Source organism: Pseudomonas sp. LBUM1646 (assembly GCF_059716165.1).
Genome location: NZ_CP166810.1, coordinates 4,309,555 through 4,332,126 on the forward strand (window position 1 = coordinate 4,309,555; position 22,572 = coordinate 4,332,126).

24 protein-coding genes and 3 pseudogenes are annotated in these 22,572 nt (G+C 59.6%); 17 read left to right on the forward strand and 10 right to left on the reverse strand.

The genetic code is table 11. The features are described 5' to 3' along the window. Positions 1 to 11 precede the first annotated feature (11 nt). Genes kdpC through ACA071_RS19715 form a run of 3 tightly spaced genes read left to right on the forward strand, consistent with a single transcriptional unit; the run spans position 12 to position 3,993 of the window. Complete coding sequence (gene kdpC, locus ACA071_RS19705) at positions 12 to 584, forward strand: potassium-transporting ATPase subunit KdpC (protein ID WP_497640707.1); 573 nt, start codon at positions 12 to 14, stop codon at positions 582 to 584. A 26-nt stretch (positions 585 to 610) separates the two neighbouring features. Beyond that, positions 611 to 3,307 carry a two-component system sensor histidine kinase KdpD gene (gene kdpD, locus ACA071_RS19710; protein WP_497640708.1) on the forward strand — a complete coding sequence of 899 codons (2,697 nt, stop codon included), beginning with the start codon at positions 611 to 613 and terminating at the stop codon, positions 3,305 to 3,307. Continuing rightward, positions 3,304 to 3,993, forward strand: a complete 690-nt coding sequence (locus ACA071_RS19715; RefSeq protein ID WP_497640709.1) for a response regulator — start codon at positions 3,304 to 3,306, stop codon at positions 3,991 to 3,993. Before kdpD ends, ACA071_RS19715 begins: the two co-directional genes overlap by 4 nt. Before the next feature lie 114 nt (positions 3,994 to 4,107). On the opposite strand, the gene ACA071_RS19720 is transcribed toward ACA071_RS19715, so the two are convergent. Together ACA071_RS19720 and ACA071_RS19725 are read right to left on the reverse strand one after the other, a co-directional pair. Beyond that, positions 4,108 to 4,476, reverse strand: coding sequence for a DUF6124 family protein (locus tag ACA071_RS19720; RefSeq protein ID WP_497640710.1), 369 nt, complete (start codon positions 4,474 to 4,476; stop codon positions 4,108 to 4,110). A 560-nt stretch (positions 4,477 to 5,036) separates the two neighbouring features. After that, positions 5,037 to 5,261, reverse strand: a pseudogene (locus ACA071_RS19725) (VOC family protein); the annotation flags it as partial. Positions 5,262 to 5,529: 268 nt separating this feature from the next. Between ACA071_RS19725 and ACA071_RS19730 the strand changes: the two are divergent. From ACA071_RS19730 to ACA071_RS19740, 3 genes are all read left to right on the forward strand, one after another. Then, positions 5,530 to 6,339: a hypothetical protein gene (locus ACA071_RS19730; RefSeq protein WP_497640711.1), complete on the forward strand. Its 810-nt coding sequence runs from the start codon at positions 5,530 to 5,532 to the stop codon at positions 6,337 to 6,339. 31 nt (positions 6,340 to 6,370) lie between these two features. Further along, entirely contained in the window at positions 6,371 to 6,877 is a 507-nt protein-coding gene (gene msrA / locus ACA071_RS19735; RefSeq protein WP_497640712.1) for a peptide-methionine (S)-S-oxide reductase MsrA, read from the forward strand. A gap of 78 nt (positions 6,878 to 6,955) precedes the next feature. Continuing rightward, the gene (locus tag ACA071_RS19740; RefSeq protein ID WP_497640713.1) at positions 6,956 to 7,339 is read left to right on the forward strand and encodes a hypothetical protein; all 384 of its coding nucleotides are present in this window, start codon (positions 6,956 to 6,958) and stop codon (positions 7,337 to 7,339) included. A 14-nt stretch (positions 7,340 to 7,353) separates the two neighbouring features. Here ACA071_RS19740 and ACA071_RS19745 read toward each other — a convergent pair whose 3' ends face one another. Then, the gene (locus ACA071_RS19745) at positions 7,354 to 7,629 is read right to left on the reverse strand and encodes a DUF2798 domain-containing protein (protein ID WP_497640714.1); all 276 of its coding nucleotides are present in this window, start codon (positions 7,627 to 7,629) and stop codon (positions 7,354 to 7,356) included. A 125-nt stretch (positions 7,630 to 7,754) separates the two neighbouring features. Between ACA071_RS19745 and ACA071_RS19750 the strand changes: the two genes are divergently transcribed. The 3 genes from ACA071_RS19750 to ACA071_RS19760 all read left to right on the forward strand — a co-directional run bounded on the left by ACA071_RS19750 (position 7,755) and on the right by ACA071_RS19760 (position 9,477). Further along, entirely contained in the window at positions 7,755 to 8,711 is a 957-nt protein-coding gene (locus ACA071_RS19750; protein WP_497640715.1) for a LysR family transcriptional regulator, read from the forward strand. Positions 8,712 to 8,876: 165 nt separating this feature from the next. Beyond that, positions 8,877 to 9,047, forward strand: a complete 171-nt coding sequence (locus ACA071_RS19755) for a DUF2986 domain-containing protein (protein WP_497640716.1) — start codon at positions 8,877 to 8,879, stop codon at positions 9,045 to 9,047. A 142-nt stretch (positions 9,048 to 9,189) separates the two neighbouring features. Next, the gene (locus ACA071_RS19760) at positions 9,190 to 9,477 is read left to right on the forward strand and encodes a hypothetical protein (protein ID WP_497640717.1); all 288 of its coding nucleotides are present in this window, start codon (positions 9,190 to 9,192) and stop codon (positions 9,475 to 9,477) included. A gap of 56 nt (positions 9,478 to 9,533) precedes the next feature. Here ACA071_RS19760 and ACA071_RS19765 read toward each other — a convergent pair whose 3' ends face one another. Beyond that, entirely contained in the window at positions 9,534 to 9,914 is a 381-nt protein-coding gene (locus ACA071_RS19765; protein WP_497640718.1) for a RidA family protein, read from the reverse strand. A gap of 269 nt (positions 9,915 to 10,183) precedes the next feature. On the opposite strand from ACA071_RS19765, the gene ACA071_RS19770 reads away from it, so the two are divergent. Together ACA071_RS19770 and ACA071_RS19775 are read left to right on the forward strand one after the other, a co-directional pair. Then, the gene (locus ACA071_RS19770; RefSeq protein ID WP_497640719.1) at positions 10,184 to 10,339 is read left to right on the forward strand and encodes a hypothetical protein; all 156 of its coding nucleotides are present in this window, start codon (positions 10,184 to 10,186) and stop codon (positions 10,337 to 10,339) included. After that, complete coding sequence (locus ACA071_RS19775; RefSeq protein ID WP_497640720.1) at positions 10,336 to 10,656, forward strand: DUF7693 family protein; 321 nt, start codon at positions 10,336 to 10,338, stop codon at positions 10,654 to 10,656. Before ACA071_RS19770 ends, ACA071_RS19775 begins: the two co-directional genes overlap by 4 nt. A 1,041-nt stretch (positions 10,657 to 11,697) precedes the next feature. Here ACA071_RS19775 and ACA071_RS19780 read toward each other — a convergent pair. After that, positions 11,698 to 13,020, reverse strand: a complete 1,323-nt coding sequence (locus tag ACA071_RS19780; RefSeq protein ID WP_497640721.1) for an aminotransferase-like domain-containing protein — start codon at positions 13,018 to 13,020, stop codon at positions 11,698 to 11,700. A gap of 84 nt (positions 13,021 to 13,104) precedes the next feature. Between ACA071_RS19780 and ACA071_RS19785 the strand changes: the two genes are divergently transcribed. The 4 genes and pseudogenes from ACA071_RS19785 (at position 13,105) to ACA071_RS19800 (ending at position 15,981) form a co-directional block, all read left to right on the forward strand. Next, a complete protein-coding gene (locus ACA071_RS19785; protein ID WP_497640722.1) occupies positions 13,105 to 14,001 on the forward strand; it encodes a DMT family transporter in 897 nt (298 codons plus the stop codon). A gap of 107 nt (positions 14,002 to 14,108) precedes the next feature. After that, positions 14,109 to 14,615, forward strand: a pseudogene (locus ACA071_RS19790) (P-loop NTPase family protein); the annotation flags it as partial. Between the two features lie 30 nt (positions 14,616 to 14,645). Beyond that, positions 14,646 to 15,005 (forward strand): DUF7079 family protein, encoded by a 360-nt coding sequence (locus ACA071_RS19795; protein WP_497645352.1) that lies wholly within the window; start codon positions 14,646 to 14,648, stop codon positions 15,003 to 15,005. Between the two features lie 64 nt (positions 15,006 to 15,069). Further along, positions 15,070 to 15,981, forward strand: coding sequence for a hypothetical protein (locus ACA071_RS19800; protein WP_497640723.1), 912 nt, complete (start codon positions 15,070 to 15,072; stop codon positions 15,979 to 15,981). Here the strand turns inward: ACA071_RS19800 and ACA071_RS19805 are convergent. After that, complete coding sequence (locus ACA071_RS19805; protein ID WP_497640724.1) at positions 15,940 to 16,380, reverse strand: hypothetical protein; 441 nt, start codon at positions 16,378 to 16,380, stop codon at positions 15,940 to 15,942. The genes ACA071_RS19800 and ACA071_RS19805 overlap by 42 nt on opposite strands. 479 nt (positions 16,381 to 16,859) lie before the next feature. Between ACA071_RS19805 and ACA071_RS19810 the strand changes: the two are divergent. Further along, positions 16,860 to 17,106, forward strand: a pseudogene (locus ACA071_RS19810) (short-chain dehydrogenase). Positions 17,107 to 17,239: 133 nt separating this feature from the next. Here ACA071_RS19810 and ACA071_RS19815 read toward each other — a convergent pair. From ACA071_RS19815 to ACA071_RS19830, 4 genes are all read right to left on the reverse strand, one after another. After that, positions 17,240 to 18,361: a threonine aldolase family protein gene (locus ACA071_RS19815; RefSeq protein WP_497645353.1), complete on the reverse strand. Its 1,122-nt coding sequence runs from the start codon at positions 18,359 to 18,361 to the stop codon at positions 17,240 to 17,242. A gap of 61 nt (positions 18,362 to 18,422) precedes the next feature. Continuing rightward, complete coding sequence (locus ACA071_RS19820) at positions 18,423 to 19,238, reverse strand: AraC family transcriptional regulator (protein ID WP_497640725.1); 816 nt, start codon at positions 19,236 to 19,238, stop codon at positions 18,423 to 18,425. Positions 19,239 to 19,443: 205 nt separating this feature from the next. Further along, positions 19,444 to 19,875, reverse strand: a complete 432-nt coding sequence (locus ACA071_RS19825) for a GNAT family N-acetyltransferase (RefSeq protein ID WP_497645354.1) — start codon at positions 19,873 to 19,875, stop codon at positions 19,444 to 19,446. 291 nt (positions 19,876 to 20,166) lie between these two features. After that, complete coding sequence (locus ACA071_RS19830) at positions 20,167 to 20,571, reverse strand: hypothetical protein (RefSeq protein WP_497640726.1); 405 nt, start codon at positions 20,569 to 20,571, stop codon at positions 20,167 to 20,169. 1,056 nt (positions 20,572 to 21,627) lie between these two features. Between ACA071_RS19830 and ACA071_RS19835 the strand changes: the two genes are divergently transcribed. Further along, positions 21,628 to 22,488: a CAP domain-containing protein gene (locus ACA071_RS19835; RefSeq protein WP_497640727.1), complete on the forward strand. Its 861-nt coding sequence runs from the start codon at positions 21,628 to 21,630 to the stop codon at positions 22,486 to 22,488. Positions 22,489 to 22,572: the final 84 nt, after the last annotated feature.

Consider the following 22,572-nt stretch of genomic DNA (forward strand, 5'->3'; position numbering starts at 1 on the left):
GGAGCACTGTCATGACCACTCTGTTGCGTCCGGCGTTGACCCTGTTGATTTTCTTTTCGCTGCTCACCGGCCTGGCCTATCCGTTGGTCACCACCGGGATCGCGCGGCTGGTGTTTCCCCATCAGGCCGCCGGCAGCCTGATCGAAAGAGACGGCAAAACCGTGGGTTCGCTGTTGATCGGCCAGGGTTTCAGCGATCCGAAATACTTCTGGAGCCGCCCTTCCGCCACCAGCCCCATGCCCTATAACGCGCAGGCCTCCAGCGGCTCGAACCAAGGCCCGTTGAACCCGGCGCTGATGGACGCGGTCAAGGGGCGGATCGAGGCCCTGCACGCGGCCGATCCCGGCAACACCGCCACGGTACCCGCCGACCTGGTCTACAGTTCCGCCAGTGGTCTTGATCCGCATATCAGCGTGGCGGCCGCGTTGTATCAGGCCGGCCGGGTGGCGCGGGTGCGCAATTGGCCGATCGAGAAGGTTCGCCAACTGATCGGCGAGTATGCTGAAGGCACAGTGCTCGGGTTCCTCGGCGAGCCTCGGGTCAACGTGCTGGCCCTGAACCTGGCACTCGACGCTGCCCACTGAGCGCCAACTCCCACACGGTGAGCGTGATGGCCGAACAACGTCCTGACCCGGACCAGCTACTGGCCCGGATTCGCGAAGAGGAAGCGCAAGCCAAACGGGGTCGGCTTAAGATTTTTTTCGGCGCCAGCGCTGGTGTCGGAAAGACTTACGCCATGCTGGCGACCGCCCATACGGCGAAGCTTCAGGGCATCCACCTGCTGATCGGCGTAATCGAAACCCATGGCCGCGCCGAAACCGAAGCGCTGATCGGGGGCCTCGAATTGCTGCCCCTCAAGCACGTCGCCGACAAAAACCGCACCGTCACCGAATTCGACCTGGACGCCGCACTCATCCGCGCACCGGACTTGATCCTGATCGACGAACTGGCGCACTCCAACGCCGTCGGCTCCCGGCACCCAAAACGCTGGCAAGACGTGGAAGAGCTGCTCAGCGCCGGTATCGATGTCTGGTCAACCATGAACGTCCAGCACCTGGAAAGCCTGAACGACATTGTCGGTGGCATCACTGGCATTCGCGTCTGGGAGACCGTGCCCGATCATGTATTCGACACCGCCGATGAGGTGGTCATCGTCGACTTGCCGCCCGATGATTTGTTGCAGCGTTTGAAGGAAGGCAAGGTTTACCTGGCGCAACAGGCCGAGCGCGCGGTGCAGAATTTCTTTCGCAAAGGCAACCTGATTGCCCTGCGCGAATTGGCGCTGCGCCGTACCGCCGACCGGGTCGACAGCGACATGCTGCAGTACCGCCAAAACAGCGCGGTGAAACCAGTCTGGGGCACTCGCGACTCGTTGCTCGCTTGCATTGGCCCCCATGAACAGGCGGAGAAAACCGTGCGTTCGACGGCGCGCCTGGCCACGCAACTGAATGTGCCCTGGCATGCCGTGTATGTCGAAACCCCAGCCTTGCAGCGCCTGCCCGAGGCCAAGCGGCGTCGGGTGTTGGCGACGTTGAAACTGGCTCAGGACATGGGCGCGCAGATCGCGACCCTGGCCGGTCAGGACATTGCCGAAACACTGGTGAAGTATGCGCGTCTGCACAATCTGTCCAAGGTTGTGCTGGGGCGGGATGAACGTCCGCGACGCCGATTATGGCGCCAAGTGCTGGCGGACCGTATCGGTGTGCTGGGCGCCGATCTGGATGTGATTCAAGTCTCGTTGCCGAGCAGCAGCCCACGCCCCGAGACGACACCCGAAACCCGCGAAAGCCCGATCCAGTGGTCGGCCTGGCTCTGGAGCGCCGGGTTATGCGCAGTGACGACCTTGGTTGCCCTGCCGTTGGCAGGCGTACTTGAGCAGGCCAATATCGTCATGCTGTTCCTGCTTGCCGTGGTCACCGTCGCTGTGCGCTTCGGCCGTGGCCCGGCGGTGATGGCGGCGTTCATGTCCGTCGGCGCCTTCGATTTTTTCTTTGTCTCGCCGCGTTTTTCCTTCGCCTTCGCCGATGTTCAGTACCTGGTGACCTTCGTCGTGATGCTGGTGGTCGCGCTGGTGATCGGGCAAATGACCGCTGGCCTGACGTACCAGGCGCGGGTGGCGCAACGGCGCGAAGACCGCATGCGCGCGCTCTACGACATGTCGCGCCTGCTGTCCGCCGCGCTGATCACCGAACAGATCGCCGATATCAGCGCGCAGTTTCTGAGCGCCGAATTCGGCGCCCGATCAGCCTTGCTGGTGGCCGATGACAACAACAAATTACTGGCGCCGATGATCACCGGCGATGCACCGCAAGTCGACCTGGCCATTGCCCAGTGGTCGTTCGACAAAACCGAACCGGCCGGTTACGGCACCGACACACTGCCCTCCAGCTCTACGCTTTACTTGCCGTTGTCGGCGCCGATGCGCGTGCGCGGAATACTCGCCGTGCAGCCCCGCGACACCACCCGGCTAGTGGTGCCGGAACAGCGGCGCCTGCTCGACACCTGCGCCTCATTGCTGGCCATTTCCCTCGAACGGATTCACTACATCAACGTGGCCCAGGACACGACCGTGCAAATGGAATCCGAGCGGCTGCGCAACTCGCTGCTGTCGGCCATTTCCCATGATTTGCGCACGCCGCTGTCGGTGATGGTCGGGCTCGCCGAAGCGCTCAAACTGACCCAGCCAGCGTTGACCGGCGAAGCCGCCGAGATCGCCACGGCGGTGGGTGAATCGGCGCTGCGCATGAACACGCTGGTCAACAACCTGCTGGACATGGCGCGGCTGGAATCCGGCAAAGTGGTGTTGAATCGTCAGTGGCAACCGGTCGAAGACGTCGTCGGCAGTGCCCTGCGCGCCGTGCAACCGATCCTCGGCGGGCGCTCGGTGCATGTCGCGCTGGAGGATGACTTGCCGCCGGTTCGGATCGACGCGGTGCTGATCGAACGCATCCTCATCAACCTGATCGAAAACGCCGTCAAATACACCCCGCCCACTACTACGATCGGCTTGGGCGCGAGGGCCACACCGGATGCCATCGAGATGTGGATCGCCGACGAAGGACCGGGGCTGCCCCAGGGTCACGAAGAAGCGATTTTCAGCAAATTCATGCGCGGCAAAAAGGAAAGTTCGATCCCCGGCGTCGGCTTGGGCCTGGCGATCTGCCGGGCCATCGCCCAGGCCCATGACGGCACCATCGTCGGCATCACCCGGCCCGAGGGCGGCGCGTGTTTCACGCTGCGTCTGCCCCGCGAAACCCCGCCCGTCATCGAATCCTTCGCCCCGCAGACTGACGAGGAACAGCCATGACCGAATCTGTGCCCCACGTCCTGATCATCGAGGACGAAAAGGAAATCCGCCGCTTCGTGCGCATGGCCCTGCAAGCCGAAGGCCTGGACGTGCATGAAGCCGACACCTTCCACCGCGGCCTGATCGACGCCGGCACTCGCCGTCCCGACCTGATCATCCTCGACCTGGGCCTGCCCGATGGCGACGGCATCGACCTGATCCGCGATGTGCGCAGTTGGTCACCGGTGCCCATCATCGTGCTGTCCGCCAGAGGTGCCGAGTCGGACAAAATCCTCGCCCTCGACACGGGTGCTGATGACTATCTGGTGAAGCCGTTTGGCACAGGGGAACTGCTTGCCCGGGTCCGCGCGCTACTTCGTCGACAGGCGAAAGATGCCGATAGCAATTCAGTGCTGAGCTTTGGCGATGTGCGCATTGATCTAGAGCGGCGCGTGGTGGAACGCTCCGGCGCGCCGCTGCATTTGACGCCGCTGGAGTATCGGTTGCTGGTGCATCTGTGCTCGCATCCGAATCGGGTGTTGACGCATTTGCAGCTGTTGAAAGCGGTTTGGGGGCCGTCGCATACGACGGATACGCCGTATCTGCGGGTGTTTATGGGCGGGTTGAGGAAGAAGGTCGAGGTGGACCCTTCGCAGCCGAGGCATCTGGTGACGGAGACGGGGGTTGGGTATCGGTTTATTCCATGAAGAAAACTGATGCCCTGTAGGAGCAAGGCTTGCCCGCGAACAACGATAACGCGGTATCTCAGGCCTGACGCCTTCGCGAGCAAGCTTCGCTCCTACAGGGGGAACGCCTGGTTGCTACCCAGGCTTGTGGTTATCCAGTACGCGATTGACCGCTAACTCACCCAACATGATCACCCGTTGCAGCACCAGCATCGTGTAGCGTCGCGGGCCGTCCGTCAGGTCAACGAGGTCGTTGACCATCTCGCGGGCTGATGCCAATGATTCGGAGGCGTCGACGAGCAACGTTTCGTCATCCACTGCTGCGTCGATGGTGTAGAAGTTGCTGGATTTGCGGGGCGGTATCTGCGTTTTCGTCGCCCCCGGGTTGAGGTAGAAGTTGAGCGCGCGGTCTGCCGCCTCTTTGAGTTTCTTGGGGTCAAGGTCAAGAGCGGCGTCGTAGGGTACTGGACCGGTATTCGGGGGGTTGGGCGTAACTTTGAACATAGATGGAACTCCGATGCTGCTTAATTGGAGCCATCACCATCTCGCTACCAAACGGAGGGTGGCGGCCATACGGAGGTTGGTAGACCGGGCATCGGAACCGGCGCCCCCGAAGGAGCCCTACGCATGGCCACCATAAAAACGCAGTCCTGAAAAAGGACCGCCGAAGGTGACGCTATGCGTCGATGCTGAGGGTCTACCAAACCCATCGCTGTATTTCAGCGACGGAGACACGATAAAACCCAAGCCATAGACGCACAAGCCGGCGGATTCTGGCGTACGCGTAGGCAACGACGCAAGGCGTTGTAGCCTCTTATGACGTAACACCGAGTGTCGTTAAACGTGCGCCTTGAAACGTGTTTATTCGCTGCAATCCCATCTTGAAACACGATCCCCTGTAGATACCGTCTTGAATCTCACCGAGCAAGCGCAAATTCCGGGTCATATGGCTGGCCCGACTTGAGCACTCCGTAAATGAAATGCAGCAGTTTGCGCATGGCGGCACAGATAATCTGCTTGGGGGCCTTGCCGTTGGCCTTCAGGCGATCCTTCATGGCGATGATCGCCTCGTTATGCTTGACCCCGAAGCCGCCGTTCAGCCCGAGACAAGGGATGCCCATCACCGTGAACTCGACCGTCAGGACATCGCCCTGTTTGCCCGCCGGATAGTCGCCCGGCGCGCGGTGCACGGCGCCGACCGCACTGTCCGGGAAGGTCTTGGCGTAGAACGTCGCGGCGTCCAGCGCGGCACCGTCGTACCAGAGGCAAATGATGTTTTTGCTGACCATTACGGTTCTCCAACATTGAGACTGACCCGTTCATTCTAGCTGCGCATTTCAGCACCGATGGTCACCGGCCCGAGCCAGTCGCCAAGAGCGATCTATACTCATTAGTTGGTTATCCCTTTGTCATGCAACACGTCGACACCCGTGCGCTGTACGGCGTACCCGTGCCAATCGCCAACGTAATCAGCCCGAGTCCGTGCCTCGTGTCGCCCAGGATCGAACGACCGACCGTGCTCAATGGCTTTGTGGCTGATGAGTTATGGAGAACATCATGAAATATAAGTTTTTTTCAGGCGTTGTATTGGCGCTCGCGGCGACGGTGGTAATGCCCGGTGCCTGGGCTGCAGAGGCACGAGCCCTGGCGTCGGATGGCGCTGACCATGTCGGGGCGGGGTCGGTTGCGGCAGATGGTTCGGACCGGGTCGGTGCCGGGGCGGTCGCGGCAGACGGCTCGGATCATGTGGGCGCGGGTGCGGTCGCGGCGGATGGTTCGGATCGAGTTGGCGCTGGGGCGGTTGCCGCTGACGGCTCGGATCGGGTCGGTGCTGGTGCAGTCGCCGCAGACGGCGCTGATCGGGTCGGCGCGGGTGCGGTCGCGGCGGATGGCTCGGATCGAGTTGGCGCTGGGGCGGTTGCCGCTGACGGCTCGGATCGGGTCGGCGCAGGTGCAGTTGCCGCTGACGGCGCAGATCGGGTCGGCGCAGGTGCAGTTGCTGCTGACGGCTCGGATCGGGTCGGCGCTGGGGCGGTCGCTGCTGACGGCTCGGATCGGGTCGGCGCTGGTGCAGTTGCCGCTGACGGCGCAGATCGTGTCGGCGCAGGTGCAGTTGCTGCTGACGGCTCGGATCGTGTCGGTGCTGGGGCGGTCGCTGCTGACGGCTCGGATCGGGTCGGCGCTGGTACAGTCGCCGCAGACGGCGCTGATCGCGTAGGCGCCGGAGCCCTCGCAGCAGACGGCTCCGATCACGTCAACGCCGCTCGCCTCGCCTATTCCCGCAGTGGCATCGGTTCGGATCGAGTGGCATCCTCGCTGATGGACGGCAGTTACTCCGACCAGTTCAACGCTCCGATCAACCAGTAACGGACTCTTTCATTGAGGGAAATGACCGCTTATGACGACGCAAACCGAAACCGCCATCCTGGCCGGTGGCTGCTTCTGGGGCATGCAGGATCTGCTGCGCCGCTACCCCGGCGTGTTGTCCACGCGGGTGGGTTATTCCGGTGGCGATGTGCCGAACGCGACCTATCGCAACCACAGTAACCACGCGGAAGCGATCGAGATCGTGTTCGACCCGCAGCAGATCAGCTACCGCCAGATCCTCGAGTTTTTCTTCCAGATCCATGACCCGACGACCCAGAATCGCCAGGGCAACGACATCGGCGCCAGCTATCGCTCTGCCCTCTTCTACCTCAGCGATGAGCAGAAACGGGTTGCCGAAGACACCGTGGCCGACGTCGAAGCTTCCGGCCTCTGGCCCGGCAAGGTGGTCACCGAAATCACCCCGGCCGGGCCGTTCTGGGAAGCCGAACCGGAACACCAGGACTACCTCGAACGCTTGCCCGACGGTTACACCTGCCATTTCATCCGCCCAGGCTGGAAACTGCCCAGGCGTGGTTAATCACTGAACAGAGGCGGCTCGAATGAGCCGCCTCTGGCTTTGCGAGCAAAGGCACACCCACACGTGGAGTGAAGTCATATGACGCAGATATTGTTCGTTGGGCAGACGGCGGAAACAGTCGACTTCTCTGATCCGGCCTTGCCTCCAGGCTTGACGGTCGAGAAGATCCGGGCAGGCATTGCCATTGCCATGGCGTCGATGGCGGAACGGGGATGGCTGGCCGACCTTTGTTTGATCCCGCCCGACGAAACCGCCGAGCCTGTGCTGGAAAAACAGCTCGCAACGAAGGCCTACGATTGTGTGGTCATCGGCGCTGGCCTTCGCCTGCCACCAAAAAGTCTTTCCCTGTTCGAAACCGTCATTAACGCCGTGCACAAAGGTGCGCCCAACGCATCAATCGCCTTTAACACGGGGCCTGAGACCACCGCCGAATCGGCTGCCCGCTGGTTAAAGGACGACTGATGGTATTGGTCCCCTCAATGATGTGGATGCACCGTCAACGACACCAGTCTGATCACGACAGGGCGAACGACGAGTATGCACAGGAACGCCACGGGCATCGCCAACTTGTAGGCGTGCAGCGCATTGCTTAGAAAACCCGTCTGAATACCGGAATTGGCCGCAGTAATCACGAACGACATCAGGAGCGCCATGATCGCCGCCATGTACAGGGCGAACACATAGGGCGTCGCGCGGACCGAAAGTTTGCGCGGGTTTGAAAATAGTGTTTTGGCGGATGGTTTTGAATTCATATCAGACCTTGTTGACCTTCGATTGATAAGTGATCCGCACCATAACAAGCCCGGCAACCGCCAACTAGACGCTTATCTGTGAGTGCTTTATAAAGAGAATCTTACGAATCGCCTCAGGCCAAACAATGAATCTGCTCGGCGCAATAGACAGCTTTATCAAGGTCGTTGAAGCCGGCTCCATCGTCGGCGCAGCCAAGACTTTGGGCGTCAGCGCCGCCGCCGTCAGCCAGACCCTCAATCGTCTGGAAACGCACCTGGACACGCGCCTGCTCCAGCGCACTACACGCAGCATGGCGTTGACCGAGAATGGCGCGGCGTACTACGAAAAAGTGAAACACATCGCGCGTGATCTCGAATCGGCGCACAGCGCAATCACCTGCACACAAACCCAACTTCAGGGGCGCCTGAGCATCGCGTCTACCTCTGCGTTTGGGCGACATGTATTGGCCTCAGTCATCGCCGGCTTCGCGGCACGTTACCCGCGCCTGATCCTTGAACTCTCCACCACCGATCGCAAAATCAATCATATTCAGGAAGGCATTGATCTGAGCCTGCGGATCAAGCCGCAACTGGAAGAAGGCATCGTCGCGCGCAAGATCGTTTCGGTGCCTTTTATCATCTGCGCCTCCCCTGCCTATCTGGAACGCGTCGGCTGGCCGCACGCCCCGGAAGATCTGCAACAGCACGCCTGCCTGGCATTTCGTTACCCGCTCGACGGGCGCTTTTTACGCTGGGGTTTTATCCGCGATGGGCAGCGGTATGACGCGACGATCAACGCCACCGCCATCAGCGACGATATCGACGCCTTGGCGCAAATGGCGATCCGCGGCGCGGGCATTACCCGCCTGGCCGAGTTCGTCGCTGCGCCTTACATCGACAGTGGGCAACTCGTTCCGCTGTTCGAACATCGCCACGCCGCAACGTATGCCTACGCCGAACCGCTCGACATCTATGCCTGCGTCCAGGAACGCGCCGCTCTGACACCCAAGGTCAAGGCCTTCATGAGTTATCTGACTGAGTACCTGGAAACGCGCTGGCCGATGGACGTTGGCGACATCGATCGGCATCGCAGCCCCGGCTGATACGCCAGAGTTACCGGCAGAACGCCCCTGCGCTAACAACCTCGGTTGCCTATCGTCGAGCGCACCGGCAAGCTGGTGGCGTCATCGACCCACATCACCTGACGGTCACGGGCAATCCTGTTTTAAGCTGACATCATTCAAGACCTTACCCGCTGAGTAGAAAACATGAATCGTCGTAAAAAAATCACCCAGTTATTAAAGGCCCACGCCAAAAAGGCCAGTGCCAAATTGGCACCGGCAAACAAGTCCAAATACATCAGTAAAGCCGACCGATTGAAACTGGCTGCCGAGCCCGGTCAAGACGCAATTATTCCAGCCAACGATGCTGTTGATTGAAATCACGTCCGCAATGGAATCGTGAAATTTTCATGACCGTGTCCGCGTTATCGGACGCTGCCTGGACAGGCGCAATACCAGCTAATCTAAATAGACACGCCCACCAACACGCCTCCAGCCTGTTGATCCAGGGGGAAATGGCATGACCGGAAAAACAACGCGCCACTGCTTGTCATGGGGCCTTCCCTTCCTGCTCGCCATCAACCTTGCGCTGACAGCGGGATGTAGCGGCCATCGCCATTCGGCCGCCAGCCTCGGCTCAAGCTGCTATGCAAAAGCGCTACCGACTTCCGGCGAAGGTGGCCTGGCCTGGGGCGACACCCTGAGCATGGCGCGCAAAAAGTCGCTGAATAATTGCATGCGTTATGCCGGCCGCTCCGGTGGCACGCCGAGTACTTGCCAGGTGGTATTGGCGGAGTGCAAAAAATAAGAGTGCATCCGGCAGCGACCGCTCGTTGAGCGCCGCCGCCGGATAACCCCGTAAATTCAGGCCTTGGCCGCCATCGCGGTGACTTCCACGCGCATGCCTTCGACCGCCAGCGCAGCGACGCCCACCGCAGCGCGGACCGGCCACGGCTTGGCGAAGAAGCGCTTGTAAACCTCATTGAAGGCGGCGCGATCGGCCATGTCGGTGAGGTAGATGGTCAGGTGCATAACCCGATCCATCGAACTGCCCGCGCGCTCCAGCGCCACCTTTAGCGCCTGCAAGGTGCATTCACTTTGCTCGACGATACCGCCCAGCTCCAGGCTGCCATCGGCGCGGGTGGGGATCTGCGTAGAAACCAACAGGCCGCCGAAACCGGCGACGTCGGAGGAAATGGATTCTGCGTCTGGATCGGGGGTGAACGTGATGTCTTGGTTTGCCATGGGGATCTCTTGTTTGAGGTGATAAAAGGCGGCCAGTTTACAGCTCATCGCCGGCTTGTTCGCAGATTGGCGCAAAAAGCGCAGCCTCGACCACTCGTCGGCCAGTGGCCCTGAACGTTCTGACGGCGTGATGTTCCCCGTCCGGTCTGGCGAGACTCTGCTCGTCAAACCCGGCGGCCTTCTACGAACTTGGTGCACTTCAGACACCATCGCACACGATGTATATTCCACGCATTCGAGCCATCACCCCATGGCCAAAAAGGATGCCCATGAAATCCAAAGACAGCCCATCTCCCGCTTACCTGAAGCTCCCTCACTTCCTGTGTTTCACCACTGGGCTGATGCAGGACGAATTCACGCAACGGCAGAAAGCGATCGTGCGGTTACGCTGCAATGTCATCAAGTCGACGAAAGACCAGGAATGACGACTCACCGCCCTGCCCTGACGGCCCGCGAGGTGTGCCAGTTATTGCGCGATGCCGCCCTGGGCGTTCGCTCATTGCAGCGCCTCGATAGTCCCTGCGCGTCCGGTCACGTAACGGTTGATATCGAAGGATGGCGCTTGACCCTCGACTTCGATGGCAATCACCTGCGCCACTGCCAAAACTGTCGGAGCCCGGACGGCCGCGAGGGCGCTTTCGACACCTGGCAACGTTACGGCACCGACCCGGTCAGTTTGCTCAGCACCTGGGAACTGGCGCAGATCGAACACCTGCTGGCGCCACTGACAACCCCCCGATAATGCCGATCAGCCAAGCCACCCCACGATCTGTAGCAGCTGGCGAAGCCTGCGTCCGGCGGCGCGGCCGTCGTAAAACCTGAACACGAGGTTTACCTGAAACACCGCGCTGCCTGAATTCACGACTGCTGCGCAGCCGGACGCAGGCTTCGCCAGCTGCTACAGGCGAAACAAGCAGCGAAACCACTCGCGTAGCAGCTGCCGAGCCCCGGCGAGGCTGCGTCCGGCAGCGCGGCCGTCGTAAAACCTGAACACGAGGTTTACCTGAAACACCGCGTTGTCTGGATTTACGACGGCTGCGCCGCCGGACGCAGGCTTCGCCAGCTGCTACAGGGGAAACAAGCAGCGAAACCACTCACGTAGCAGCTGTCGAGCCCCGGCGAGGCTGCGTTCGGCGGCGCAGCCGTCGTAAAACCTGAACACGAGGTTTACCTGAAACACCGCGTTGTCTGGATTTACGACGGCTGCGCCGCCGGACGCAGGCTTCGCCAGCGGCTACAGGGGAAACAAGCAGCGAAACCACTCACGTAGCAGCTGCCGAGCCCCGGCGAGGCTGCGTTCGGCGGCGCAGCCGTCGTAAAACCTGAACACGAGGTTTACCTGAAACACCGCGCTGCCTGGATTTACGACGGCTGCGCAGCCGGACGCAGGCTTCGCCAGCTGCTACAGGGGAAACAAGCAGCGAAACCACTCGCGTAGCAGCTGCCGAGCCCCGGCGAGGCTGCGTTCGGCGGCGCAGCCGTCGTAAAACCTGGGCGCCAGGTCTACCTGAAACACCGCGCTGCCTGAATTCACGACTGCTGCGCCGCCGGACGCAGGCTTCGCCAGCTGCTACAGGGGAAACAAGCAGCGAAACCACTCACGTAGCAGCTGCCAAGCCCCGGCGAGGCTGCGTTCGGCGGCGCAGCCGTCGTAAAACCTGAGCGCGAGGTCTACCTGAAACACCGCGCTGCCTGAATTCACGACTGCTGCGCCGCCGGACGCAGGCTTTGCCAGCTGCTACACAGGGGCGTGTGTGGCTAGCGATTGTTGGACTGATCGGCATTACCCGATCACCCACTTCACTTTTTCCAGGGCCAGGCGCAGTGCACCCATTTCGGCAGAACCCAGCGCCAGGCGGATCGCATGGGGCACATGGGTTGAAATCGCAAACGGCTCGGCGGTCGAAACCGACACCTGTTCACGCATCAATGCCTTGACGATCTGCTCAGCCCGCGCATCTTCGGGCAGCGGCAACCAAAGAAAATACGACGATGGGTGACCCACCCACGGCAGCCCCGCCAGCACCTCGCGGGCCAGCGATTGCCTGGCTTGCGCATCCAAACGCTTTTCCGCTTCCAACTGCGTGACGGTGCCGTCGTCGAGCCACAGGCTTGCGATGGCGGTCAATACGCCGGGGGTGTTCCAGGTGGTCGCCCGGATCGCTCGTTCCAGTGCAGGGACTTTTTCGACGGGGGCGGCAATGAAGCCGACGCGCAATCCGGTGGCAACACTTTTCGATAACCCGGAAACATAAACCGTCCGCTCGGGGGCAAGCTGCGCCAGCGGTGCCGGCGGGCTCTCGGCCAGGAAGGCATACGCCGCGTCTTCGATGATCAGCAGGTCATGCTGGCGCGCAATCGTCACCAGGCCCTGGCGCTGATCGGCGTCCATCACCCATCCCAACGGATTGTGAATGGTCGGCATCGAGTACACGGCACGCACTCGGCGCTGGCGGCACAGACGCTCCAGAGCCTGCAAATCAGGTCCGTGGTCGAGCACCGGAATGGGCAGCACTTCCAGGTGCAGCGACTCGGCCAACACCTTGAAACCCGAATAGGTCAACGCATCGGCGGCAATCACATCACCGGGTTGCAGCAGCGCCATCATCGTCACGGCCAGCCCATGCTGGGCGCCACTGACCACCAACACCTGTTCGGCCTCCACCGTCAGCCCTCGCGTGTGCAAATGCCGGGCGACCGAAGCACGTTCATGCAGGCGCCCCGCGTGTGGCTGGTAGCGCAGCAACGACTCAAGATCGCCGGACGACGCCAACTGGCGCAGCGCACCGCGCAGCAAGTCGGCTTGCCCCGGGAGCGAGGGATAGTTGAAGTTGAGATCGGTCATGCCCACGGCAACGACTTTCTGATCCATGCCCAAACCCGGCGGCAGCGAGGTTTCCCGCACGAACGTGCCGCGCCCCGTTTCACCACTGACCAGGCCCATGGCTTCGAGCTCGGCATAGACCCGCGAGGCGGTCACCAGCGCGAGCCCTTCCGTGGCCGCCAGTTGACGGTGCGTCGGCAAACGCGTGCCCGGCGACAATCGTCCCGAGCGAATATCCGCCGCAAAGGCGTCGACTAGTGACTTGTACCGTGAGCGAGGCATGTCGAAATGTATCCATGACGATTTTTTGATTGTCTTGATATTCGGTCATACGATGGATATCCGCAAATTGAGCCGGATCTCACCATGGAACAGACATCGAAGCTGCAAAACCCGGCCACGGCAAAAACCACGAGCGGATGGCTCAATGGGCTGATCGGCGTCATCATTTTCAGCGGCTCGCTGCCTGCAACCCGAGTGGCTGTGCTGGAATTCGATCCAGTGTTCCTGACCGTTGCCCGGGCGACCATTGCCGGGCTTCTGGCGCTTTGCCTATTGGTGCTGTTTAGGGAAAAGCGCCCAGCCAAACATCAACTTCTGTCCTTGGTAATCGTGGCCATCGGCGTCGTGTTGGGGTTTCCGCTGCTGACCGCGCTGGCATTGCAGTACGTGACGTCGGCGCACTCCATCGTCTTCGTCGGCCTGCTGCCGCTCGCCACCGCCGTGTTCGGGGTATTGCGGGGCGGTGAACGTCCACGGCCGGTGTTCTGGTTCTTCTCGGTGTTGGGAAGCCTGTTGGTGGTCGGGTTCGCGGTGTCCCAGGGGCTGACGGCTTCGCCGGCCGGCGACCTGCTCATGCTGCTGGCAATCATCGTCTGCGGGCTCGGTTATGCGGAGGGCGCGAAGCTCTCAAAAACACTGGGCGGCTGGCAGGTGATCTCCTGGGCACTGGTGCTGTCGCTGCCGGTCATGGCGCTGCTGACCGTGTTCGTGGCCCCTACTTCGTTCACAACCATTTCTACACCCGCATGGCTGAGCTTGGCTTACGTTTCGGTCTTCAGCATGCTGATCGGTTTCGTCTTCTGGTACCGCGGGCTGGCCCAAGGCGGGATTGCCGCAGTCGGTCAGCTTCAGTTGCTGCAACCCTTTTTTGGCCTGGCGCTGGCGGCCACGTTGCTGCATGAACAAGTTAGCGTGGGGATGCTTGGGGTGACGATAGCGGTGATTTTTTGTGTGGCTGGGGCGAGGAAATTTTCTAAATAGACACTGGGCGCAGCCCTCCGCCCGTATGAGCAATCACCGAGGCTATCTATTGTTCTTTACCCCAGCGGATGGGATAGCATTGCCCGTTTGCAGCAAGGGAAATGCTGATGCAGCGCATCGTGATACTGGGTAACTCGGGGAGTGGCAAATCGACCTTGGCGCGTGAAATAGGCAAGCGTCTTGATTTGCCGGTGGTCCACCTCGATACATTGTTCTGGGAACCCGATTGGGTCGAAGCGGATACCGACATTTTCCGCGCACGGGTTCGGCAAGCTGTCGCCGGGGACGCCTGGATTTGTGAAGGCAATTACTCCACGAAGACCTTCGCGTTAAGGCTGCCCCGGGCGGAGCTCATCATCTGGCTCGATACACCGCGCACCACCTGCTTACGGCGAGTCATTCTGCGCAGCGTGCTGAACCGACCACGCGCTGATCTTCCGGCAGGCTGCACCGAGAGGCTGGACAAGGCATTTTTCGGTTTTCTGAAGTATGTCTGGGATTTTGACCGCACCACACGCCCCCACACCGAGGCTGCGCGCCTGGCCATCGGGCCGCTGATTCCGGTTGTTCACCTTCGCAGTGCGCCACAGATTTCTGGGTTTCTGGCTGGCCTGAATCGACATCGAGCTGGAGGGGCTGGCCCATTGGGACATGTTCCAAACTCTGCTCAAAGAGCGAGTATTCAGATCGCGCTGGCCGAGGCGTTTGTGGACAGCGCTGTCGATTACGCGTCTATCGCTGAGCGAATCCGCAGCTATGACCTGAACGTCGTGGAAGACATCCTCTACTCGGAAGTCGCACCGGTGTGTTTCAGCAACCTTGAAACGCCTGTCCCCCCGGTCTGGACAGGTTTCAAGGATGAATGGCTATTGAGTGAAATTGAAACGAAACTGCAAGCGCGGGCACGCAGCGGTACTCGCCGCGCATTGGCCAAACTGAAAATCGCTTGGCTGCGCTATAGCTACGCTTATGTCTGGAAAGAAATCATGAGAGTCATAGACTGAAATCCTCAAGGGCTCCGCTTGATTCGTTGGGATAAGCGATTACTTAAAGAGCATGATTTGATCCATGAGAGATGACGCCTACACACAATTCATGCGCTTTCAGACACCTGACGCAGCCATTGCCCCACGCGAACAGGCGCCGATGCTCGCTCAGGAGCAAGCCTGGGCGCGTGAGCACGCGTCCATGCACCGCTTTAGCTGGATCGCCGTGTTACTGCCGCCGTTGTGCTTTGGTCCTGTTCTGCCGGGCATCGCGTTTTTACTGGGCTTGTTGCTCTATCGATCAATAGTCGCCCCCGACCTGGATATCGACCGGATCATCGGCGCCTCCTTTGGCTGGCTCGCGCTCGCGACGCTGCTCTTCATGGCTGCCTGGGGGTTGCGCAACTTCTGGCGCGATAGCCACGATCCGACCAAACGCTACTGGCAATCCATGCCGGACCAAGGGCTGGTCGAGCTTGAGCGTCATACCCTGATATCCGGCTTCAGCCTGTGGTCCTGCGCTTATGATCCGGACTGCAACACCCTCATGCGATGGAACAACGGCAAGCTTGAATCCGTGCAAGACAGCGGCGTGGCGCAATGGGTCCTGGCCAAGACCGCTGCGGGGCACTGGCTGGTGCTCAAGGAACCATATGCGGGCAACTTCAGCTACGCACGGGTCGGGAAAATGCCCTCGCAGGACAAGCAAATGCAACCCGGCCAGGAACTGGCGATTGCCTTTGCCCCTGGTACCAATCTCGCTCTGGGCCGGCGTTTCAGCGGTGCGCCGATGCCCTTGGTCGACACGCCGTATTGGGTGTCTGCCGATGAGCTCAAGCGCCTTGTCGAGATGGCTCATCACTGGACTTTTTTTCCGCCGGATCGCTACGCCGTGGTCAATGAGCAGGATGCCGAGTGGGTGCTACAGCTGGTGGACAAGGCGCAGAATTGCTCAACGCTTGATTCCGCGAGCGACGTTCCAGCAATCCAGTAACAAGTCATCCAGGAATGGAGTGATTTCCAGCGATTCCATTAGATCCAGCAGCTCTGCGGCGGCCGTTCTGATCGGCTGCCACTCGTGATGATCAAGTATCAGCGGGTCATGACAGTGGAATGCCGCCTCAGTCAGGCTATTGCAGAGCGCCCAAATGTCTTGCAGCCGTGTCTTGATCTGCGCAGGTAACGCGCTGCCACAGATTGAAAGAACCTCGTTCAACGGAAGGATCATCGCTGACCAGGCTTCACAGGCTGGGCAATCCGGGATGGTTTTCTGCTGCAGAACCGAGGTGAGTGCCAGGAACTCAAGCGCCGGGATTGCCTCGCACACCGCAAGAACCCGCTTGTATTCATCCTGGCCGTACCACTCCCACAGCGTTGTGGAGAAACCCATCATCAAGCTCCAAAAACAATCCAGTCGACCTATTGCCATCGGTGGGCGGATTCAACTCTATCAGTTCGCTCTTGCGTTGGTCGGACGACCACCTGGAAAGTGGGGAAATCGAGCCTAGCTTCAGCGAAACCTTTCGCCACGTTTGCCGTTTTATGGGCGAAATTTCTGGGCAAGCTCTTCGGAAATTTCCTTCAAGTTGTGGCGGTTTTGGTGAACTGGTGCACAGTGAGTTCAATCGGTAGGCTTTGGTGGGCGCTGAATATTCAGTGACAGGGTGTAGGAACCCTTCAATATCTTTTAGAGCTACATTGGCGTCGATACATGATTGCGGCCGTTAACACGCGTCCGTAAGGTCCGTTTCGGCGGCTATGTGCGGGCACGCTTCGGCGTGGTCGAGAATTGCTCTAAAGGACTCGATATTCCTACCCCGCGCATAGCTGCCACCCTACGAAAAACCACTCCCCCACCCCGAAAGCCGCTTCATGGCGCTCACCAGCAACTGCGACGACATGCCCACCCCGCGCGCCGCTCGATGTTTTGTATGACGCCGCCAATTATCGAATCCGCTCGGTAACCCAAGTGCTGGAGAACCTGTCCATGCGTGGGTCAATCGATTGTGAGTCCTTCATCCTCAGTGACTTTGCCTTACTCTGCGCCATTCCATTGCGCGATGGGTGCGATGTACTGGATGTGCTTGGCCGGCGGTTGCGGGCGATGCCGTCGCAATAGCGGCTAGCGCTGTTCTGTGGCCGAGGGGGAGCAAGCTCCCTCGCCACAGGATCAGGATCAAAAGATCGCAGCCTTCGGCAGCTCCTACGGGATGTACGCGATACTTCTGTAGGAGCTTTGCCCGTCACGACGGTTATACGCGCAACGTATCGACCACTCTCCTGACCTGACTCAACAGATGATCGACATCCTCGGTGGTGGTCGCGAACGAGGTGACAAAGCGCACGATGTTCGGTCCCCAGCGATCATGGTAGAACCCGAACCCGGCCTTTAGCAGGGCTTCGATGATGGCCGAATCCAGCTTGCAGAACAGGATGTTGGCCTCGGTGTCGCCCGATACTTCAACGCCTCTCAAACCCGTAAGCCCACGTGCCAGACGCTGGGCGGCATCGTTGGCCTGGCGCGCGTTGCGCAGCCACAGGTCGTCGGTCAGGTACGCATCGATCTGCGCCGAAAGAAAACGCATCTTGGACAGGAGATGGCCGGAGCGCTTACGCCGATAGCTCATCTCGGCGGCCAGCGCGGGATTGAACAGGACGATCGCTTCGGCAGCCAGCGCACCATTCTTGGTAGCCCCGAACGACAATGCATCCACCCCGGCTTTCCACGTCATTTGCGCAGGGGAGCACCCAAGAGAAACCAGCGCGTTGGCGAATCGGGAACCGTCCATGTGAAACCCCAGCCCGCCTGCTTTGCACACCTCACCGATGGCGGCGATTTCGTCCAGGTTGTAGAGGCTACCGACTTCAGTGGCCTGGGTAATGCTGACGCAAGCAGGTTGGGTGGTGTGCACGTCGCCGACCTTGTCACGGGTCCGTTCGCGCAGGCGAGCAATATCGAGCTTGGCCGATGGGCCGTCGATGGTCATCAGCTTTGCGCCGTCGGAAAAGAACGCGGGTGCGCCGCACTCATCGTTGTTGATATGGCTGGCCGGATGGCAATAGATGTTGCCCCAAGGCGGCGTCATCGCACTCAGGCACAGGCTGTTGGCGGCGGTGCCGGTGGGGACGAGAAAGACGTCCACGTCACGCTCGAATATCTCGCTGAGCTTGAGCGTGACCTGCCGGGAGAGTTCATCCGTGCCATACGCACTAGCCTGGCCGGTGCTGTGTCTGATCATGGCTTGCGCCACTTCTGGCGAAGCTCCCGCAATGTTGTCGCTTGCAAAACCCAGTGCGGGCGGTCTGTTTGTTTCCCCGTTCATCTTCCTGTCCTCGACTGCACGGGCGAAGAAGATTCGCCCGGTTTTGCACATCCTAGGGACAGGGACGGTGCTCAGGCTTGTAAAAAATTGACGGCCACCGAAATGCCGGAACTCAATTCCTGTAGCGTGAAGGCGCGACGCCGAATGCGTGTCGAAAAGCGCGGTTGAAATGGCTTTGATCGTAAAACCCGACCGCGCAGGCAACATCGATAATCGGCAGTTCGCTGCGTGACAGCAGGCCACAGGCCTGTTCAAGACGCAGTCGCAGCAGCCAGGCGTGCGGCGTCATCCCGATGGTCCGTTTGAACTGCTTGAGGAACGAAAACCGCCCCAGCGCACAAAGCCCGGCGAGGTCATCGAGGGTAATTCGCTGATCGATGTGGCAGAAACAATAGTCCCTGAGGCGTGACCATTGCAGGGGCGAGAGTGCGCCTGAAATCGCCTCGGGCATGATCAGCCGTGACTGACGCAACAGGCATTCAACGAGGGCGATCCATTGCGTCTGCACCGCGAGCCCGCCAGGTCCAATGGCCTGTTGCATGACCTCGTGCAAGCCGCGCAAGTTGCCGACAAGCCCGGTGTTCTCAAGCAACATGCCGGCCAGCTCCAGGTCCTGGGGCCGACCACTGATGTCCTCTGTGAGGCTCGCGACCAGAGCCTGGGACAGACGGAACGTCTTGAGCGTGTAGGCGCCGCCGCCTTCGGCCACGCCATCGTGGATTTCGCCCGGCGGCATCAGGGCTATATTGCCCGGCCCTAACAGAAACGACTCGCCTTTGGATCGGTGACGCTGGATGCCTTCGGTCACGAAGCCAACGTGGAAGTCGAGGTGGTAATGGCGATCGAAACCGGCATCTGTCAGGCGCGCCGAGCCCAGCACCAGGCCAGGCACTTCGGTAACGTGATGGTAACTTGCGTGCTCAGTCATGGAACCCGTACCAGGATCGGCGGCGAGGAAGGCCAGTAAATTCTAGATCCGCGCGGGATATAGATCTACAGGATGTCAGGTTTTGGCTGTTGTGAAGGACTGCAAACCCAGGGCTGCCCTTTGCGACTGGCAGCTGACGGCCATTTGGTTAAGGGGCGGGCTTTAGCTCGTCCCTGTGAACGAAGCGAACGGTTTGAACCAGTTGTTATGCGTGTTTTACTAGCCGTTTCTTTAAATGGTACAGGTTAGTCCCGATTGGTCGATCCTCAAGAACACCATAAATCTCATACCCATGCTGCTCATAGAACTGTTTAGCATCAACGGTTTTTAAGAATGCAACTACTGCCCCATTGTTGGCGCCAATCGTTTCTGCTTTTTCCAATAGCATAGAACCGACTTTTCTACCGCGATGAGATTCCTTAACCCAAAAGGTATCAATTTCTAAGCCATCCCAGTAACAATGACAGCTTATTGCACCGATGTAGTCGCCTACTTCATCGTGTGCAACCACCATAAATATTTTATCTTCCGATTCTGGCGGTAGATTTGGATATTGAATTCGAAGATATTCTGAAAACCTATTATTCAGAACTCCTTGATCCTTTTCTGTTGGAGAATCCAATATATCAATCTTCATTTCCACTTTATTGCTCCGATCATTCAACTTTGAGGTGCCGTACGGCTTTTGGCATAACAATTAATTTTGCGATATGCGATGTCGCATAACATTCCATGTTCATGCGTAACCCCTTGACCAATCAAAAAATCGAGTCTGTAAACGCGACATCAATTAGAGGGGAAGCGGCATATTTTTTTGCACATTACTGACGTATTAGCTACGTGTCCATGGTCTGCTTTTGGCCGATTGCTTCCTGTGGCGAAAGACAACAATCGACCCAAAGCGGTCATCCACTCTTGACTATTGGGATCATGCGCCCACGTCATTTATCAGTTCGCGCCAGACATCCCTTGCCTTCTGCTCCGAGGTAAAGACTTGTACTTTTGGATGCCAGAACTGCCCCTCAATTACGATGCATTCCAGGGTAGAGTCCTGAAACGTAAAGACATAATGGATGGCATCTTTTAGAAACCGCTGTTTATCGTGTCGCGGATGAATGGCGTTTCTCTGCTCAAGCTCTGCTAGCCAAGGTGAATTATCTATTCGATGAATTTGGTAATGCTTGAGGCCAAGTCCAATAAGCGGATGGCCGCCCAAAGCCTCGTCGTTTGGTGAGCCGAACTGAATTTTTTTAACTAGGGGAAAATGGATTACAGCTATTTCTTCCCCAGCGGTGCAATACCGTAAACATAGCTGCGTGTCCGTGGCAAACACGACGGGTCCGGGCGACGTACTTGGCTGTGGCCAGGAGTCGAGCAGCACTACGGTTGCGAATGACATAGGGAAGCCTAGTGAAGAAATAAGGGGCAAAACAGAGTGCGAGAGCGACGCGTTGTCGTCAAACGTTTCTGATCGCGATGGGCTGCTTCTGGCCGATTTCTGCCTGTCGCCACCGTCAGCTTTGGGTCAATTGTGACTACTTGGCAAGTGGGGAAATCGAGCCTGACTTCGGCGACAGTATTGGGCGAAATTTCCGGGCAAGGTCTTCGGAAATGTCCTTCATGTTGTGGCGGTTTTGGTGTACTGGTGCGCATTGAGTTCAATCGGTAGGCTTTGGTGGGCGCTGCATATTCAGTGACAGGGTGTAGGAACCCTTTAATATTTTTTAGAGTTGGTTGCGGGCGATGCCGTCGCACTAGCGCTTGTGGCGAGGGGGTTACTCCCCGTTGGGCTGCGCATCGACCCCAAAACCTGCAATCCGGATTTTTCTGGTGCACCGCGCTACATGGTTTGGCGACTACTTCGCCGTCGAACGGGGGGCCCCCCCTCGCCACAGGATCAAGTTCAAAAGACTGCAGCCTTCGTCAGCTCCTACGGGATGTACGCCATTCTTCTGTAGGCGCTGCCGAAGGGCGCGATCATTTTGTGTGGCAATAACCGACGCAGTACATCGGGCGTTAGGGCGAAAGCCCGGCTGCATGTCAAAGAAGGCCACGGCGCCATTTTCGAACTCGCCACCGACGATGCCCTCGGTCGGTAAACCGAGGCCCTCCTTAGTAGAAACGCATCGCTCGGTTGAGGTCGTCGACAGCCCAGGTGATCAAGCTAACTCTGGGTTTCATCGCGTCAGTCCCGGAGGATGTCTGCTGGGATCGTTCAACCCTAGACGCATAGACGATCACCGACTACGCGGAGGATGAAACAGCTAGTGCCATCATGAACCAGATTTAAAACCCGCAGTCTTAGACCTGCCCTGAATTGCGCTCGCCCACCCACGCGGCAAGCGCAGCCTCAGCCCCATGGTCGTCTTTCATCAGAGCCGTTCGTCCCATGCGCCAAACCATCGTGTCCTTTCGCGTTGTTTCGCTGTGCCTTTTTCCTTTGTTTTCCCTGTTCGCCACCCCCGTCCACGCCAGTGAGGAACGGCAACTGGTGTCGGACATCAATGACTACCGTGCCCACCCCCGCCGCTGCTCGGTTCGTCCGAGCCAGGCGTTGACGCCGTTGACGCTGAAGTCGAACCTGGCCTTGCCGGTCGGTTATGGCGGCGCCTTGCGCGAGGGGTTGAAGCAGAACGGCTATCAAGCGGTGACCGTGCGCACCATCCGCCTGGTCGGTGCGCAAGATGCCGAGGACGCCTTCGACATGTTGCAGAGCAACTATTGCGGGGCGCTGCTCGATGCGCAGTACGCCGACATCGGCATCAGCCGCGCTCGCAGCGAGTGGCAAGTGGTGCTGGCGCGGCCGTTGCTCGACAGCCGCATGGGCGATAGTCGAGCGGCGAGCAAGACGCTGCTGGCCGAAGTCAACGCCGCCCGGGCAAGGGCGCGCATGTGTGGTCGCCAGCGCTTCGCCGCCGCCCGGCCGTTGAGTTGGAACGCCGCATTGGGCGCCGCCGCGCAAGGCCACAGCAAGGCCATGGCCTACGGCAATTACTTCGCGCACCAGGACCCCGACGGTGAGATGCCGGCGGATCGGGCCAGGGCGGCAGGTTATCGTGGCCGGCAGATCGGCGAAAACATCGCCGCAGGCCAGGGCTCGCCGAGCAAGGCAATGGCCGGTTGGCTGGCCAGCCCCGGGCATTGCGCCAACCTGATGAACCCGATGTTTACCCAGGTCGGCGCCGCTTTTGCCACGGATGCGCGCAGCGACGAAGGCGTCTATTGGACGATGCTATTCGGGGCGAAGTGAGTCGCGGAAGCGTCTACAGAACCGCAACGGATTTAGGTAGAGTGAGGGCCTTGCGCAACGCCTGCACGCGGGGATTTTCAATGA